Annotated in this window: 11 protein-coding genes; 3 read left to right on the top strand and 8 right to left on the bottom strand. The window is 73.7% G+C overall.

Annotation, left to right across the window (positions count from 1 at the left end):
* Positions 1-56: 56 nt before the first annotated feature.
* The 6 genes from ACGFML_RS20860 to ACGFML_RS20835 all read right to left on the bottom strand — a co-directional run bounded on the left by ACGFML_RS20860 (position 57) and on the right by ACGFML_RS20835 (position 8,845).
* The gene (locus ACGFML_RS20860; protein ID WP_393545736.1) at positions 57-2,606 is read right to left on the bottom strand and encodes a hypothetical protein; all 2,550 of its coding nucleotides are present in this window, start codon (positions 2,604-2,606) and stop codon (positions 57-59) included.
* 209 nt (positions 2,607-2,815) lie between these two features.
* The gene (locus tag ACGFML_RS20855; protein WP_393545734.1) at positions 2,816-3,514 is read right to left on the bottom strand and encodes a demethylmenaquinone methyltransferase; all 699 of its coding nucleotides are present in this window, start codon (positions 3,512-3,514) and stop codon (positions 2,816-2,818) included.
* Between the two features lie 433 nt (positions 3,515-3,947).
* A complete protein-coding gene (locus ACGFML_RS20850) occupies positions 3,948-4,499 on the bottom strand; it encodes a hypothetical protein (RefSeq protein ID WP_393545733.1) in 552 nt (183 codons plus the stop codon).
* Positions 4,500-4,506: 7 nt separating this feature from the next.
* Positions 4,507-5,706 carry a cyclic dehypoxanthinyl futalosine synthase gene (mqnC, locus tag ACGFML_RS20845; protein ID WP_393545731.1) on the bottom strand — a complete coding sequence of 400 codons (1,200 nt, stop codon included), beginning with the start codon at positions 5,704-5,706 and terminating at the stop codon, positions 4,507-4,509.
* Positions 5,707-5,866: 160 nt separating this feature from the next.
* Positions 5,867-7,612 carry a serine/threonine-protein kinase gene (locus tag ACGFML_RS20840; RefSeq protein ID WP_393545729.1) on the bottom strand — a complete coding sequence of 582 codons (1,746 nt, stop codon included), beginning with the start codon at positions 7,610-7,612 and terminating at the stop codon, positions 5,867-5,869.
* A gap of 342 nt (positions 7,613-7,954) precedes the next feature.
* Complete coding sequence (locus ACGFML_RS20835) at positions 7,955-8,845, bottom strand: menaquinone biosynthetic enzyme MqnA/MqnD family protein (protein WP_393545727.1); 891 nt, start codon at positions 8,843-8,845, stop codon at positions 7,955-7,957.
* 249 nt (positions 8,846-9,094) lie between these two features.
* Between ACGFML_RS20835 and ACGFML_RS20830 the strand changes: the two genes are divergently transcribed.
* Complete coding sequence (locus ACGFML_RS20830) at positions 9,095-9,298, top strand: cold-shock protein (RefSeq protein WP_003984261.1); 204 nt, start codon at positions 9,095-9,097, stop codon at positions 9,296-9,298.
* Positions 9,299-10,530: 1,232 nt separating this feature from the next.
* On the opposite strand, the gene ACGFML_RS20825 is transcribed toward ACGFML_RS20830, so the two are convergent.
* Complete coding sequence (locus ACGFML_RS20825) at positions 10,531-12,453, bottom strand: AMP-dependent synthetase/ligase (RefSeq protein ID WP_393545725.1); 1,923 nt, start codon at positions 12,451-12,453, stop codon at positions 10,531-10,533.
* Between the two features lie 133 nt (positions 12,454-12,586).
* Entirely contained in the window at positions 12,587-13,942 is a 1,356-nt protein-coding gene (locus ACGFML_RS20820; protein WP_393545723.1) for an acetyl-CoA C-acetyltransferase, read from the bottom strand.
* 71 nt (positions 13,943-14,013) lie between these two features.
* Between ACGFML_RS20820 and ACGFML_RS20815 the strand changes: the two genes are divergently transcribed.
* Both ACGFML_RS20815 and ACGFML_RS20810 read left to right on the top strand, forming a co-directional pair.
* Positions 14,014-15,390 (top strand): 3-oxoacyl-ACP reductase, encoded by a 1,377-nt coding sequence (locus ACGFML_RS20815; protein ID WP_393545721.1) that lies wholly within the window; start codon positions 14,014-14,016, stop codon positions 15,388-15,390.
* On the top strand, positions 15,390-16,295 hold the full coding sequence (locus ACGFML_RS20810) for a MaoC/PaaZ C-terminal domain-containing protein (protein WP_393545719.1): 906 nt from the start codon (positions 15,390-15,392) through the stop codon (positions 16,293-16,295). The genes ACGFML_RS20815 and ACGFML_RS20810 overlap by 1 nt, the downstream gene beginning before the upstream one ends.
* Positions 16,296-16,316: the final 21 nt, after the last annotated feature.

Here is a 16,316-nt window from a genome sequence, read left to right as displayed (position 1 = left end):
GCATGCCGGGCCTGCCCGACACCCCACAGCGCGTCAGTGCACACGCAGTTGCCGTGCTAGTCCACATCGGCGTCGGGAACGTCCCAACTGCTGAGCGCCGTACGGAAGACCTCGTCGCTCTTGGCGTCGTACTCCGAGTCCAGACATTCGTAGTAAATGCTGTATTCGGTGCCGTCATCCGCCATGTACGCCTGATCGATGGCGTGAATGGTGTTCCCCGTGTCGTTGACGTAGGTGAACTCCCAGCGGGCGCCGTCGCTGTCCTCGAAGGTGTTCCGCTTCAGCTCCGTCCGCTGGTAGTCGGTGCGCTTCTCGGCGCCCTTCTCCATGCTGAGAAAGTTGTCGTACGACGACTGCGGGGCGTGGGCGATGACGCCGACGCGCAGGTACGACGTGCCGGTCGGGGCCTTGTAGTCGACCTGGGTGCCCTTTGTCGAGCGCTCCCAGCCGCTCAGCACACCGACCGAGAAGCCGTAGGGGTCGTCCTTCCGCTCGAAGCCTGCGGGGAGGCCCTCGTCAGGTGCGGAGGGGGAGGGCGAGACGGAGGACGCGGGGGACGGGGAGCCGGACGGCTCGGGGGAGTCGGAGGGGGCGGGAGATTCGGAGGGGGCGGGGCGGGCGGTGGCCCGGCCGCTCTTCTCGACGGCGGACTGCTCGGCCCCGTGGGCCGCTTCGGCGGTGCTGCGGTGGTTCTTGAGGTACAGCGCGCCGGCCGTGGCACCGCCACCCACCAGGAACGCGATGAGCGCCATCGACACCCACTTGACCACGGGGCGCCGGGCCGACCCGAGGTCCTCGGGGGCGGCGGGCGGCGCCGCCACGGGTGCGTCCGGCGGCACGGCAGCCTCGGGAGCGGGCTGCACCGCGGGCACGTCCGCGAGGGTGGGCGAAGCCGTCGGCGTGGGCGAAGCCGGCGGCGTGGGCGGTGCGGCAGGCGCCGGCGGGGCGACGGGCGGCGCAGCGGACGGGGGCGCCGGGGCGGCCGAGGCCGGGGCCGGTGCAGGAGGCGCCGTCGGCATGCCGGGGGTGGCCGGGGGCACCGTGGGAGCACCGGCCGGCGCGGCGAGGACGGCCGGGCCGCCGCGGCCCACCAGCAGGAGCAGGTACGGGACGATCAGCACCGCGCCGAAGGTCCACACCAGCGCGAGCAGCACCGTTTCGGGGCCGCCGGCGGCCAGTTCGCCGTGGGCGGTGGCACCGCCGCCGGGGCTGCCGCCGTAGTCGCCGAAGCCGCTCCCCGACTCGCGGCCGAAGCCACCGCCGGAATCGCCGAAGCCACCACCGACCGCTTCGTGGAAGGCGGCCGAGGCGCCGGCTCCGGCGGCCCACACCGCAAGCACCAGTGCGACCACGAAGAAGCCCGCGGCCAGCAGTTGTTCGCGACGGTCGGCGCTGCGCCGGACCGCCAGGAAACCGACCAGCAGCGCGCAGGCCAGACCGCCGGCGATGATGCCGAACAGTCCCCAGCCGCCTGCGAGGTCCGCCAGTTCGGAGTAGCCGATGGACTGCCGGCCGGACTCCAGGAACGGGATGTCGGGGAGGTTCAGCTCGGCGTTCACCGGCGCGCCCCAGGCCAGCGCCAGGGCCAGCGCGCCGAGGTTGGGGAGCAGCACCAGCAGGGCGACCGCGTCGCCGCCCTGGACGTCGTCCGCGTTCGCGAGGACGACCACGAAGGCGACCAGTCCGGCCGCCAGGACGACGGTCAGCAGCGCGATCAGCGCGGTGCGCAGCGCGGTGACGGCGACGTGCCATCCGGGCCGGACGGCGAGCCAGGCCCGTGCCTCGTCGCGCGCCAGCACGGCGGCGCTCACCACGGCCGCCAGCAGGAAGGAGCACAGCAGCGCGGACCAGGCCGACGAGGACAGCTCCAGGCCGTCGTAGGAGGGCTGGGCGAGCAGGCCGAGCACCAGACTGCCGACGCCGCACAGCACCGCGACCCGCAGCACCGGCTCCAGCACGGCCGTGCCCGGTATTCCGCCGGACGGGGCGGTGCCCGGGGCCCCGGCCACCGTCGCGGCGGCCGCGCGGCGGGCCCTGCGGGCGGCGACCGCCAGCAGCGTCACCCACAGTCCGGTGACCACCAGCGGGATCAGCGACACCGACATCTCGCCGCTGAGTCCCTCGCCCAGCCCGCCCAGGGGGCCGGTGGCGCTACCGGAGAGGGTGACCCCGCCGCCCACGCCCTGCAGCAGCAGCGCGAGGAAGCAGCGCATGCGGATCCCCCAGCCGAGGCCGGCGGAGTCCGCGTCGTCCGACGAGAAGATGCCGAGCACACCCGCGAGGACCAGCAGGAGCAACGTCGGCCCGGCGGCGATCTTCAGGGCCGCGACCCAGTCGCCCCGGACCGTCCGGCCGAGGAAGGCGCCCAGGGGCGATGCGGGTCCCCCCTGCTCCCCAGGAGCTCGGGCGGGGGCGGGGGCCACGGACGGCGGCGGGCCGGGCGGCGCCGCCGGGACGGGAGGCCGGGCCGGGGGCTGCGGGGGCGGTGGCGCGTCCGGCAGGGGCGGCGCGGCGGCAAGCCGCGCCGCGCCGCAGCCCATACAGAAGCGCGCCTCGGGCGGCGAGGAGGAACCACATTCCGGGCAGGAGGCAGAACGGTCGGACACAACGGACTCCGGGGAACTCGACGGGCAGCGGACAGCTGCCACTCGCGAACGTTAGGGACATGACTGTCCCACGCATGGTTCCCGCCAACTCACGCCCGGTGACGCGACTTTGCCGAAGCGGATCCCGCCGGCTCCGCCGATGCCCGAAAAGCCGTCATCCGGACGCCCGAAGGGCCGGACGGTTTCGTCGGCCGGTTTCGTCGGCCGGTTCAGCCGGCCGGTTTCGTCGCCCGGTGGAGTGCGACCACGCCACCGGTGAGATTGCGCCAGGCGACCTTGGTCCAGCCCACGCCCTGCATGCGGGACGCGAGTTCGGGCTGGTTGGGCCAGGTGCGAATGGACTCGGCGAGATAGACGTACGCATCCGGATTGCTGCTGACCGCGCGGGCGACCGGCGGCAGCGCGCGCATCAGGTACTCGGTGTAGACGGTCCGGAACGGCGCCCAGGTCGGCTCGCTGAACTCGCAGATCACCACCCGGCCGCCGGGCTTGGTGACCCGGTACAGCTCGGCCAGCGCGGCGTCGGTGTCCTGGATGTTGCGCAGCCCGAAGGAGATCGTGACGGCGTCGAAGACCCCGTCGGCGAACGGCAGCCGGGTGCCGTCGCCGGCGGTGAACGGCAGCCACGGGTGACGCTTCTTGCCCTCCCCCAGCATGCCGACGGAGAAGTCGCACGGCACGACGTAGGCCCCGGTCCGGGCGAACGGCAGCGACGAGGTGCCGGTGCCGGCCGCGAGGTCGAGGACCCGCTCGGCGGGCCGCGCGGCCACCGCGCGCTCCACCTCCTTGCGCCACAGCCGCGCCTGCCCCAGGGAGAGCACGTCGTTGGTGAGGTCGTACCGCGCCGCCACGTCGTCGAACATCGCGGCGACTTCGTGCGGCTGCTTGTCCAGGGATGCTCGGGTCACCCGGCCATTGTCCACCGTGGGGCGGCCGGCGCCCGCACCGGGCACGGGGCCGCGTCGACGGCCGGTCCGGGACGGCTGGTCGGGGACGGCCGGATTCCCCCGAGCTCTCGGCTCCGTTCGAGCCGGGGGGACCCCCACCCTCAGAACATCCGGGCATCCCACGGTGCAGCGCATCGTGAGCGGCCGGCGCCGGCCGTCCCCGCATCAGCGATGCTGCCGGACCGCACCGCTCGTTCCGTTTCCGTTGACGCCGCTCTGACGTGCGGCACAGCCGCGTTGACGGACCCTTGACGAAGATCGCCGAGGAGTCCGCACCGTCGAGAGGCCCAGGTCAGGAGGCAGATCAGGAGGCCGGTCAGGAGCCAGGTCAGGAGCCAGGTCGCTCGCCGGGGCGAGGGCCAGGACAGGACACGACAGGACCGGAGGCGTCCGGTCAGCGTCGGCGGAAGACCAGTCGGCCGGCCAGTGCGGTGGCCAGACAGGTGCCGTCCTCCCCGAAGACGGCGAAGTCGGCGGGCCCCCCGACGGTCAGCGCGCGCGGCCGCCGGTCCGGCAGCTCCACGATGCCGGACCGCTGGACCGCCGTACGGACCGCGGGCCGGGTGAACGGCCCGGTCAGCGCCGTCGTGCCGGTCGCCAGCAGGCGTTGCAGCCCCCGCCGGGCGCTGGCGCCCCAGCGGGCCTCGGTCATCCCGAGCGCGGCGAGCGCCTCCCCCGTGATCGGCTCGCTGCCGAGCTCGTCGGCCTCGCGCGGGTCGGGGTGGTAGGCCGCCTCCAACAGCGCCGCCCCGGCCGGCTCGTGGCCGCCCGGGGTCAGCGCGCCGTCCCATTCGCGCACCCGCGCCTGCTCGCCGTAGGTCGCGAACAGCGCGTCGTACGGGCCGACGGCGGCGATGCGCGCGCCGTCGACGACGACCGCGTGCCCGGTGTCCAGGGGCCCGTCATGGACGAGCCGGACCCCGCGCACGCGGTGAAGTGTCAGCATCGGACGGTCAGTTGGCCTGGACGAGCTTCAGCTCCGGATGCGCCGTACCGCCCTCGATGGCCGTCGAGGACAGGTGCGAGACCACCCGCTCGTCCACCGGGTCGTTCGCCGGGTCGTCGTGCACGACCAGGTGCTCGTACGTCGTCGCCCGCTGCGCCGGGACCCGCTCCGCCTTCCGGATCAGGTCGATGATCTCCATCCGGTTGGAGCGGTGCTTGGCACCCGCCGAGGAGACGACGTTCTCCTCCAGCATGATCGAGCCCAGGTCGTCGGCGCCGTAGTGCAGCGACAGCTGGCCGGCCTCCTTGCCGGTGGTCAGCCAGGAGCCCTGGATGTGCGCGACGTTGTCGAGGAAGATCCGGGCGATGGCGATCATCCGCAGGTACTCGAAGAGGGTGGCCTGCGTCCGGCCCTTCAGGTGGTTGTTCTCGGGCTGGTAGGTGTACGGGATGAAGGCGCGGAAGCCGCCCGTACGGTCCTGGACGTCCCGGATCATCCGCAGGTGCTCGATGCGCTCGGCGTTGGTCTCGCCGGTGCCCATCAGCATCGTGGACGTCGACTCCACACCCAGCCGGTGGGCCGCCTCCATGATCTCCAGCCAGCGCTCGCCCGACTCCTTCAGCGGCGCGATGGCCTTGCGGGGCCGGGCCGGCAGCAGTTCGGCACCGGCGCCGGCGAAGGAGTCCAGCCCCGCCGCGTGGATGCGCGAGATGGCCTCCTCGACCGACACCTTGGAGATCCGGGCCATGTGCTCGACCTCGGAGGCGCCCAGCGAGTGGATGACCAGCTGCGGGTACGCCTTCTTGATCGCCGAGAAGTGCTCTTCGTAGTACTCGACGCCGTAGTCCGGGTGGTGGCCGCCCTGGAACATGATCTGGGTGCCGCCCAGTTCGACGGTCTCCGCACAGCGGCGCAGGATGTCGTCCAGGTCGCGGGTCCAGCCCTTGGCGGTGTCCTTGGGCGCGGCGTAGAAGGCGCAGAACTTGCAGGCCGTCACGCACACATTGGTGTAGTTGATGTTGCGCTCGATGATGTACGTGGCGATGTGCTCGGTGCCTGCGTAGCGGCGGCGGCGCACGGCGTCGGCGGCCTGTCCCAGCGCGTGCAGCGGCGCGGAGCGGTACAGGTCGAGCGCCTCCTCCGGCGTGATGCGGCCGCCCTGCGCGGCGCGGTCGAGTACGGACTGGAGGTCGGCGTTCTCGGTCACCGGGGCGTCCCTTTCGGAGGCGGGCATAACGACCGAACCAGCGTACGTCAGGGGTCCGACGCCCCGGCCGCCGGTCGGGTGTTGCGCCGCGCAGCCGGGGCACGGGCCTCGCGCGGGCCCTGACGGCGCCCTCGTCCCATAGCCCCGGTCGGCGCTCCGGTCAGCGTCGGGTCAGGGTCGCCTTCGGGGTGCCGCCCGCGTCGTCGTCCGACGCGAAGGTGATCCCGCCGTCCTTGCCGAGCGTGTACGTCACCTGGGACGTGGTGCCCGTGCAGCCGGGCCCCTGCTTGCCGTCCGGCCGTTCCCTCAGCACCAGGCGCCGCTCGCTCGCCGACACCAGCTTCGCCTTGGCCGCACAGCGCACCACCACCACGTCGTACGTCGTGTGGATGACGTAGTCGCCCTTGCCGCCCTCCTTGATCACGCTCGTCATCGTGCCGTTGGGCAGGCCGCGCGCCGTCGTCACGCTGCCGGACCAGGTGCCGACGAACCCCTTGGCGACGGTGGCCCCGGCGGCGCCGTCCCCGGGTGTGGAGGCTCCCGGGGACGGCGTGCGGTGGGCCGGCGGCCGGGCGCCGGCGGCGTCGTTGCCGCTCTCCCCGCCCGGCAGCAGCTGGAAGACGAAGGCCGCGGTCGTCGCGGCGGCCAGTGCACCGGCCACCGACAGCACCAGCGCGCAGCTCACCCGGCGCGGGCGCTCCCGGCCGCCGACCGCCCCGGTCAGCGCGATCCGCCGCTCCTTGCCGGCGGCCGGGGACGGATCCGCGGTCGGCGCATCGGCGGCGGCCACCCCGGCCACCGGCCACGGGGCGGCCGGCGGCCCGGCCGGGCGGACGGGCGCCCCGGACGCCGCCGGCGCAGGGGTGGGCGCGCCGACGGGCCCGGACGCCTCCGTCTCGAACGGCACGAGCCCGGAGGGCTGCCCGTACGAAGGGTCCGCACTCCGCCCGTACGAGGGGTCCGGCGGTCCGAACCCCGCACCGGGCGGGGCCGGAGCCACGGCCTCCAGATTCAGCAGCTCCACCGCGCGCCGGCTGACCTGCTCCACCACGGCACCGGGCAGCCATCCGGCGCGCACCAGCTCCGCGGCCCCCGCGCTCCCCTCCCCCGCGAGCCGCGCGGCGAGCACCGGCGGGGCGGGCCGGGCGGCCGGGTCCTTGGACAGGCAGGCGGCCACCAGTTCCCGCAGTTCGCCGGCGAGGTGCGGGCCCAGCGCCGGCTCCTCGTGGACCACCTTGTAGAGCAGGGCGGCCGACGACTCCCCGGAGAACGGGCTGACCCCGGTCGCCGCGAACGCCAGCACCGCCCCGAACGAGAAGACGTCCGAGGCCGCCGCCGCGCCCTCGCCCACGATCTGCTCGGGCGCCATGTATCCCGGCGAACCGACGGAGACGCCGGTCGAGGTGAGCGAGGCGGTGCCCTCCGTGGCCCGGGCGATGCCGAAGTCGATCAGCAGTGGCCCGTCGAGGGTCAGCAGCACGTTGGACGGCTTGACGTCCCGGTGCACCAGCCCGAGCGCGTGGACGGCGGCCAGCGCCTCGGCCAGCCCGGCACCCAGGGCCCGTACGGAGTGCTCGCCGAGCGGTCCGACATCGGCGACCGCCTGGGCGAGCGAGGGGCCCGCGACGTAGCCGGTGGCGATCCAGGGCACGGTGGCGTCCGGGTCGGCCTCCAGGACGGGCGCGGTCCATCTGCCGCCCACCCGCCGGGCGGACTCGATCTCCCGCCGGAACCGGGCGCGGAACTGGTCGTCGGCCGCGAGCTGCGCGTGGACGGCCTTCACCGCGACCGTACGGCCGCCCTCACTGCGCCCCAGGTAGACCCGCCCCATGCCGCCGGCACCGAGCCGGCCGAGCAACCGGTATCCGCCCAGGACCCGTGGATCCTCCCCTGTCAGCGGCTCCATGGTGTGCCTCCCCCTCGTACGGCGCACCTCAGCTTATGGCCCATGCCCTGCGCGGTCTTCGGAAACCTGTGCACCACTTTCCGCATCGAAACAGGGCGCACGTGACGACCTGGCGGCGGCCGATGGAGCAGGCCCTTCCTCGCCGCCCTGCCCGTCCCGAGCCCGACCCCGGACACGGACGCGTCCGCGGACCGCTACGGCGACGGACGGCAGCGACATCCCCGTCCGGCGCCAAGGGCCAGGTCCGCGGCATCACGTCCGCGGCATGCGGGAGGCCGCCTCGGAGGGGATCGGCAAGGGCTGCGTGGCCCGGCCCCGGCCCCGGGGCCTTGGCGACGGGTGTCAGGCCCCCAGCAGATCGACCTTCACATCGGCCGGGAATCCGGTCGTCGGCCCGACCCGGCGGGCGAATTCCGTCACGCCCCGCAGCTGATCGGCCCCGAACCGGAAGTCCAGGGTGGTGAAGTACCGCTCCAGCACCGGCTCGTCGAACGTCTCCCAGCGTGCCGCCTGCTCGGCGACCTTGGAGACCTCCTCCAGCGACAGGTCGCGGGAGGCCAGGAACGCCTCGTGCACCTTCTCCACGACGAGCGGCTCGCGCTCGAGGTACTCGCGCCGGGTCGCCCAGACGGCGAAGACGAACGGCAGACCCGTCCACTCCTTCCACATCTGCCCGAGGTCGTGCACCTCCAGACCCAGCCGGGGACCGTCGTGCAGGTTGGCGCGCAGCGCGGCGTCGCCGATCAGCACGGCGGCGTCCGCCTCCTGCATCATCAGGCCCAGGTCCGGCGGGCAGGTGTAGTAGTCCGGCCGCACGCCGATCTTCTCGGCCAGCAGCAGCTGGGCCAGCCGTACGGAGGTCCGCGAGGTCGACCCGAGGGCCACCCGGGCGCCGTCCAGCTGGTCGAGCGGCTTCTGCGAGACGATCACGCAGGACATCACCGGCCCGTCGCAGCCGACGGCGAGATCGGGGAACGCCACCAGATCGTCGGCGGCCCGCAGGAACTCGACCAGGGTCACCGGTGCGATGTCGAGCTCCCCACGCACCAGCTTCTCGCTGAGCTTCTCCGGGGTGTCCTTGGTGAGGTCCAGATCGAGCAGGGTGCCGGTCCGCGCGAGGCCCCAGTAGAGGGGCAGGCAGTTCAGGAACTGGATGTGGCCCACCCGCGGCCGGCTCCGACGGTAGTCGGCCGGTGCGACTGCGGGTGCGTCTCCGAAGGTTGAATTGTCCACATGCGGAGGCTAGACCCGTCTCCTCCGGGGCAACGCGGCGGGGCCGCACATGGCCCTCGCCCGCTTCGGCTAAACGTGATCTTTGGCTCTTCCGCCTCACGAGCGCACCGTGCTAGGCTCACCGCAAGTTGCAGTTTGGTTTCCCTTGCAGTACAGAGCCTGCGGAGCATGTGACCCGCAGGCTTTTGTAGTTTTCAGACTTGTTTGCAGGTTCTGGAGCAGGGCAACCCTTTGGCCCAAGGAGGGCTTATGGCTACCGGAACCGTCAAGTGGTTCAACGCTGAAAAGGGCTTCGGCTTCATCGCCCAGGACGGCGGCGGCCCGGATGTCTTCGTCCACTACTCGGCGATCAACGCCTCTGGTTTCCGCTCCCTGGAGGAGAACCAGCAGGTTAACTTCGACGTCACGCAGGGTCCGAAGGGCCCGCAGGCGGAGAACGTTACGCCGGTCTAAGTTGCCCGGTCCGACCTTTAGGTCGACTTAGCAGTACCCAAGGAGCCCTGCTCCTCCACTTCGGTGGGGAGCGGGGCTCCTGCCTTTTGCCCCGGGTGCCGCCCCTACCGCCCCTGGGCAGACCCCACTTGGCGGCCCGCGGCCACCGCCGCCACCACCGCGAGGGCCTCCGGCCGGGCCTGCCGTTCGCCACCCGCAGGGCAGGGGATCCGCATCCGGTGGCGCATCCCTCTCGCCCACCGACCGCCCACCGACCGCCATTCGAACGCAGTGACGACAATGGCGTTCCGGAGTGAACCCGGGCCCGCCGTCCGACGGGCCGCCGCGGTCCGCGGTCGGGGCCGGCCGCCGCCGAGGAATCCCGGGCCTTTCGCTACGGGAATGCGTCCCGCCGGACGGTTGCCCACAGAGGGGGACGAATTTTCGATAGGGCGTGAAGCAGGCCGCGCCGAATACCGATTCCGCCTTCCCGCCGGCTCCCTCTCCCCCTCGGCTTCCTCCTCGACTTCCTCGTCCGCCCGTAGGCGAGGTGCGCGACAAGGAACGTGGCGGTTCCGCCGCGCCGCCGAGAGAATTCACCATCCCGTCGCCGTCAATTCACCGGCGCCCATTCCTCCGGATCGTCCTCGGCCGACCGGCGCACAGCCGTGGCAGGGAAACCGGAAGGGCTCGGGATTCTGTTCGCCGTATACGGCTCCGCGCCCGTCGGCGCCGTCCGTCCGCCCGGTGGCCCGGGGCCCGGGAGGGTCGGCAAGCTCCTGCCGTCCGCCGGCGGGGCGGGGTCCGCGGTCGCCGCGACGGGATCACGCCGCCGTCGCCCGGTATCGAGTCGCCGGCCCCTGCGGGCGGCTACGCCCGCTCGCTCCTCGCGCCGGGTGACTGCCACACCGGCACGGCCCGCCGGCCGACCGCCGCGATCCGCCATGCCGCCGCACACCGAAGGGCCCCGTGCCACCTCCCCCACAGAGGTGACACGGGGTTCCAGTCTGACGCGCCGGGCGCCCGGGCTCCAGAGCGCGGGAGCCGCTTCTTTCCGCACGGCGCGGCGGAGCACCCCCGCGACCCTGCGACCGGTCCGGGGGCACGGTCATCAACCCCTTCAGGTCGACGCGCACCTGAGCGACCCTAGCCGAATGATCTTCGTGTCTCCGGGGTGGCGGGCGGCGGTGCCGAGCCCGTTCCGGCGGGCCTGCCGTGCTCGCAGGCGGTGCCGGTCGCCCCCGTACGCGGGGTCAGCCGCGCGCGTAGAGGGACTCGATCTCCTTGGTGAAGTCGCGGACGACGGCCGCCCGGCGGAGTTTCAGGGACGGGGTGAGATGGCCGGTTTCCTCCGTGAACTCGGCCGGAAGGACGGCGAAGCGACGGATGGATTCGGCGCGCGAGACCAGGCTGTTGGCGTCGTCGACGGCGTGCTGGAGGTCGGCCAGGAGGCGTTCGTCCTGGAGGAGTACGGCGAGCGGCACGTCCCGCTTCTTGGTCATCTGGCGCCAGTGGGACAGACCGTCGGGGTCGAGGGTGAGCAGCGCGGTGACGTAGGGGCGGTTGTCGCCGATGACCACGCACTGGCCCACCAGGGGGTGCGAGCGCAGGCGGTCCTCCAGGGGCGCGGGGGCGACGTTCTTGCCGCCCGTGGTCACGATGATCTCCTTCTTGCGGCCGGTGATGCTGAGGTAGCCGTCGGCGTCCAGGGCACCCAGGTCGCCGGTGGCCAGCCAGCCGTCCCGGTCGGTGGCCGGGACGGCCGCGCCGCGCCCCGCGTCCCAGTAGCCGCTGAAGACATGGCCACCGCGGAGCAGGATCTCGCCGTCGTCGGCGATCCGGACCGCGCTGCCCGGGAGCGGCCAGCCGACCGTGCCGATGCGGGGGCGCAGCGGCGGGGTGACGGTCGCGGCGGCGGTGGTCTCCGTCAGGCCGTAGCCCTCGAAGATCTCGATGCCGGCGCCGGAGTAGAAGGCGGCGAGGCGGTGGCCCAGCGGTGAGCCGCCGCAGATGGCGTAGCGGACCTTGCCGCCGAGGGCGGCCCGGATGCGGCGGTAGACCAGCGGGTCGTACATCTTGCGGGCGGCCTTGAGGGCGACGCCGGGGCCGGGGCCCGTGCCGTGCTCCTTCGCCTCGACGGCCTCGCCGTAGGAGCGGGCGATGCGGGCGGCGCGGTCGAACGAGGCGGCGCGGCCCATCTTCTCGGCGGTGGCGCGGCCGGTGTTGAAGACCTTCTCCAGGACGTAGGGGATGGCCAGGAGGAAGGTCGGCCGGAAGGCGGCCAGGTCGGCGAGCAGGTCGTCGGTCTGGATGCTGGGGGCGTGGCCCAGGCGGACGCGGGCGCGGAGGCAGCCGACGGCGACCATCCGGCCGAAGACATGGGAGAGGGGGAGGAAGAGGAGGGTGGCTGCGGGTTCGGCGCTGACGGACCTGAAGACCGGGTGGAGCAGCTCGACGGCGTTGTCGACCTCGGCGAAGAAGTTGGCATGGGTCAGGACGCAGCCCTTGGGGCGTCCGGTGGTGCCCGAGGTGTAGATGAGGGTGGCGAGGGAGGCCGGACCGACGGTGGCGCGGCGCTCGTCGACCACCTCGTCCGGAAGGTGCCGGCCCGCGGTGACGAGCTGGGAGACGGCGCCCGTGTTGAACTGCCAGAGGTGGTCGAGGGCCGGGAGTTCGGTGCGGATGCCGCTGATCAGGCGGGTTTCGTCGACGTTCTCCACCACGCAGGCGCGGGCGCCGGAGTCGTGCAGGATCCACCGCGCCTGATGGGCGGAGGAGGTCGGGTAAAGGGGCACCGTGACCAGTCCGGCGGCCCAGGCCGCGAAGTCGATCAGGGTCCATTCGTAGGTCGTACGGGCCATGATCGCGAGCCGGTCGCCGGGGTTCAGACCGTGCGCTATCAGGCCCTTCGCCACGGCTCGTACCTCGGCGGCGAACTCGGCGGCGGTGATGTCGCGCCAGGCGCCGCTGGGCTGCTTGCGGGCCAGGACGACGTCGGCCGGGGCCTCGGCGTCGTTGACGAACGGCAGGTCGCCGAGGGAGCCGGTGCGGACGGGCGGGGCGAGGGCGGGGACGAAGACCTGTCGGACCGTGCCGTCGTGCAGGGTCTTGTGCGGTTCCAGGAGCCCGGGGGCGGCGGCTTCGGTTGCGGGGGCGGCGCTTTCCTGGCTGAACACGGGCGGCTCCTCGGGTCTTCCGCGACATCTGCGACATGGCGGCGCGTACTTGCGGGGGAAGGGGGCGCGTGGGGGGTCAGGCGGGGCGTGGGGAGGCAGGCAGGGTGTGTGGGGGCAGGCCGGGCGTGGCGGGTCAGGCGGGGCGTTCGAGGAGGGCCGTCACTCCTTGGCCGCCCGCCGCACAGACGGAGACCAGGCCGCGGACCGGGGCACCGTCCGCGCCCTCCCGCCCCGCCTCGGCCATCAGCTTGGCGAGGGTGGCGATGATCCGGGGGCCGGTGGCCGCGAAGGGGTGGCCGGTGGCGAGGGAGGAGCCGGCGACGTTGAGGCGGGTACGGTCCACGGGGGCGAGTCCCCGCTTCTCCCAGGCGGCCAGGGTGGCGAGCACCTGCGAGGCGAACGCCTCGTGGATCTCGATGAAGTCGAAGTCCTCGATGCCGAGACCGGCGCGCTCCAGCAGGCGCGGAACGGCGTACGTCGGTGCCATCAGAAGGCCGTCCGCGCCGCCGACGAAGTCCACGGCGGCGCTCTCGTACGCGGTGAGATGGGCGAGTGGGCTCAGGCCGCGGGCCCGCGCCCACTCCTCGTCGGCCAGCAGGACGGTCGCCGCACCGTCCGTCAGCGGGGTCGCGTTGCCGGCCGTCATGGTGGCGTCTTCGTCCTCGGTGCCGAACACCGGCTTGAGGCGGGCGAGTTTCTCCGCCGTGGAGTCGGGGCGGAGGTTCTCGTCGCGTGCCAGGCCCTGGAAGGGCACCACCAGGTCGTCCAGGAAGCCGCGGTCGTAGGCGGCGGCCAGGCGCTGATGACTGGTGGCGGCCAGCTCGTCCTGAGCGGCCCGGCCGATCCCCCACTCCTTCGCCGTACGGGCGGCGTGCTCGCCCATCGAGAGGCCGGTGCGGGGCTCGGCGTTGCGGGGCATGTCGGGGACCAGATGGCGCGGCCGGATGCGGGCGAGCGCACGGGCCCTGGCGCCGGCCGACCGGGCGCGCCGGGCGGCCAGCAAGATCTTGCGCAGGGCGTCGTTGACGCCCAGCGGGGCGTCGCTCGTGGTGTCCGCGCCGCCCGCGATGCCGCAGTCGAGCCGGCCGAGGGCGATCTTGTTGGCGACCGCGATGACCGCCTGCAGCCCGGTGCCGCACGCCTGCTGGATGTCGTACGCGGGGGTGCGCGGGTCGAGCCGGGAGCCGAGGACCGTCTCGCGGGCGAGGTTGAAGTCACGGCTGTGCTTGAGGACGGCACCGGCGACGAACTCGCCGACCACCGGGCCCGCGTCGGGCGAGGTCCCGTCCCGCTCGTCCGCCAGGCCGTAGCGGTCCACCAGGCCGTTGAGCGCGGCGGTCAGCAGGTCCTGGTTGGAGGCGGTCGCGTACCGGCCGTCGGAGCGGGCGAAGGGTGTGCGGCTGCCGCCGATGACCGCAACGTGCCGTATGCGCCGGCCGGTTGGGGCGGCATCCGCCGGCCGTTCCGTCGGCCCGTTGCCAGCTCTCATCCTCGACCAACTCCTGACCCATCAGTAACCTTACTTCGAAGTAAATTTACGCGAGGACCAGGAGTTGGCCAATGCCCGATCGCTACCTTCGTCTCACCAATTCCGGCCCCGGCCGCTTCCTCGCCCGCCGCCTCGGCCTGCCGCAGCCCACCCCGCTGCGCCGCTGGAGCCCCGAACATCCCGGTCTGGACGGGCCGGTGCTGCTGCTGAAGGCCGGCTCGTCCGGCGACGGTCTCGACGCGGTCCTCGCCCGCACCGGGCTCACCGTCCACACCTCCACCGGCGCGGCCGGCCCCCTCCCCCACGCCCGTGAAGGAGGCACCCCCGTCGCCGCGGCCGTCGTGGACGCCACCGGGGTCGCCGACCCCGCCGGCCTGCGGGACGTGCACGCCGCGCTGCATCCCGTCGTACGGTCCCTCGACGACCACGCCCGCGTCGTGGTGATCGGCACGGTCCCCGACCCGCTCGACCACCACCAGGCCGCGGCGCAGGAGGGCCTGGCCGGCTTCGTCCGCTCCCTGGGCAAGGAGCTGGGACGGGCCCGTACGGCCCAACTCCTGCGGCTGGCACCGGGAGCGGAGGGCTCCGCGAGCGCGCCGGACCCGGCGGAGTCGACCCTGCGGTTCCTGCTCTCGCCCCGCTCGGCCTTCGTCAGCGGGCAGGTCGTCGAGATCGGGGCCTCCGCGGCGGTGGTGCCCGACGACTGGGCCCGCCCCCTGGCCGGCCGTACCGCGCTGGTGACCGGCGCGGCGCGGGGCATCGGCGCGGCCGTCGCCGAGACGCTCGTCCGGGACGGCGCGCAGGTCATCTGCCTTGACGTACCGCAGGCAGCGGACGATCTGACCGCCGTCGCCGAGCGGCTCGGCGGCACCGCGCTCCCCCTGGACATCACGGCCCCCGACGCGGGCGCCCGCATCGCCGCCGCGCTCCCCTCCCCCGGGCTCGACATCCTCGTCCACAACGCGGGCATCACCCGCGACCGGCGGCTCGCCAACATGCCGGAGGAGCGGTGGAGTCCGGTCCTGGACGTGAACCTCGGCGCGGTGCTCCGGACCACCGACCACCTCCTGGACGCGGGCGCCCTGTGCCGCGGCACCGGGCGCATCATCGCCACCGCCTCCATCGCCGGCATCGCGGGCAACACCGGCCAGACCAACTACGCGGCGAGCAAGGCGGGCATCATCGGCCTGGTGCGCTCACTGGCCCCGCGCGCCGCCGCCGAGCACGGGGTCACCGTCAACGCCGTCGCGCCCGGCTTCATCGAGACGAAGATGACCGCCGCGGTTCCGCTGTTCCTCCGCGAGGCCGGCCGGCGGATGAGCTCGCTCGGCCAGGGCGGCGCACCCGTCGACGTCGCCGAGACCATCGCCTGGCTGGCGAGCCCCGCCTCCTCCGGCGTCAACGGCCAGACGGTCCGCGTGTGCGGGCAGAGCCTGTTGGGGGCCTGATGAGTGACACGACCGTGCTGAGCCGGACACCGCGGCTGATGCCCGCCCTGGGCAAGGGCGTTCTGACCGGCATCGGCAAGCGCCCGCACCCGGGCGCCGCGCTGCCGCCCACCCGGCTCGTCCTGCCCGCCGCCCGTATCGACCCGGCCGACGTCGCCGCGTACGCCCGGGTCTGCGGCTTCCCCGAGACCGGCCCCCTCCCCCTCACCTACCCGCACATCCTCGGCTTCCCGCTCGCGGCCCGCCTGATGAGCGCCCGCGCCTTCCCGCTGCCGCTGCTGGGCCTGGTGCACACCACGCTGGAGATCGAGCAGTACACGCAGCTGGAGATCGAGGACTACCTCGAACTCTCCGTGCGCGCCGAGGAGCTGCGAGCCCACCGGCGGGGCACGGAGGTCGTCATGACGACCGAGGCACGGCGGGCGGGGCGGCTGGTGTGGGTGGACCGCAGCGGCTATCTGGCACGACACCGGGTGCCGGACGACCACGAGGGCTCGACTCCCGAGGAGCCGTCACCGGACCTGCCGACGCTCCCGGTACGGGATCGGTGGCAGCTGCCCGCCGGCCTGGGTCGCCGCCACGCCGCCGTCTCCGGCGACTACAACCCCATCCACCTCCACCCGCTCACCGCCCGCCCGCTCGGCTTCCCGCGCGCCATCGCGCACGGGATGTGGACGGCTGCCCGGTGCGCCGCGGCGGCCGTCCCGGCCGGGGCCGCGGCGGTACGCCTCACGGCCGCCTTCCGGGCACCGGTGCTGCTGCCCGCCACCGTCTCCTACGCCCAACGGGACACGGCGGACGGGACGGTCGCCTTCCAGCTGCGGGGCGACACCGGCGAGCGGCCCCGGGTGCACCTCTCCGGAACGGTGGAGCTCCTGCCCGGGCCGGCCGCCCCGGCCGATTGACCGCGCCGGGCCCGCGAGGGC

This window comes from Streptomyces sp. NPDC048650 (assembly GCF_043199095.1).
Classification (GTDB): domain Bacteria; phylum Actinomycetota; class Actinomycetes; order Streptomycetales; family Streptomycetaceae; genus Streptomyces.
This window is presented reverse-complemented; position numbering and strand designations above follow the sequence as displayed.

Excerpts from the sequence above, each read along its gene's own strand:
- ACGFML_RS20850 (WP_393545733.1), bottom strand. The coding sequence starts at position 4,499 with ATGCTGACACTTCACCGCGTGCGCGGGGTCCGGCTCGTCCATGACGGG.
- ACGFML_RS20840 (WP_393545729.1), bottom strand. The coding sequence starts at position 7,612 with ATGGAGCCGCTGACAGGGGAGGATCCACGGGTCCTGGGCGGATACCGG.
- ACGFML_RS20830 (WP_003984261.1), top strand. The coding sequence starts at position 9,095 with ATGGCTACCGGAACCGTCAAGTGGTTCAACGCTGAAAAGGGCTTCGGC.
- ACGFML_RS20820 (WP_393545723.1), bottom strand. The coding sequence starts at position 13,942 with ATGAGAGCTGGCAACGGGCCGACGGAACGGCCGGCGGATGCCGCCCCA.
- ACGFML_RS20815 (WP_393545721.1), top strand. The coding sequence starts at position 14,014 with ATGCCCGATCGCTACCTTCGTCTCACCAATTCCGGCCCCGGCCGCTTC.
- ACGFML_RS20810 (WP_393545719.1), top strand. The coding sequence starts at position 15,390 with ATGAGTGACACGACCGTGCTGAGCCGGACACCGCGGCTGATGCCCGCC.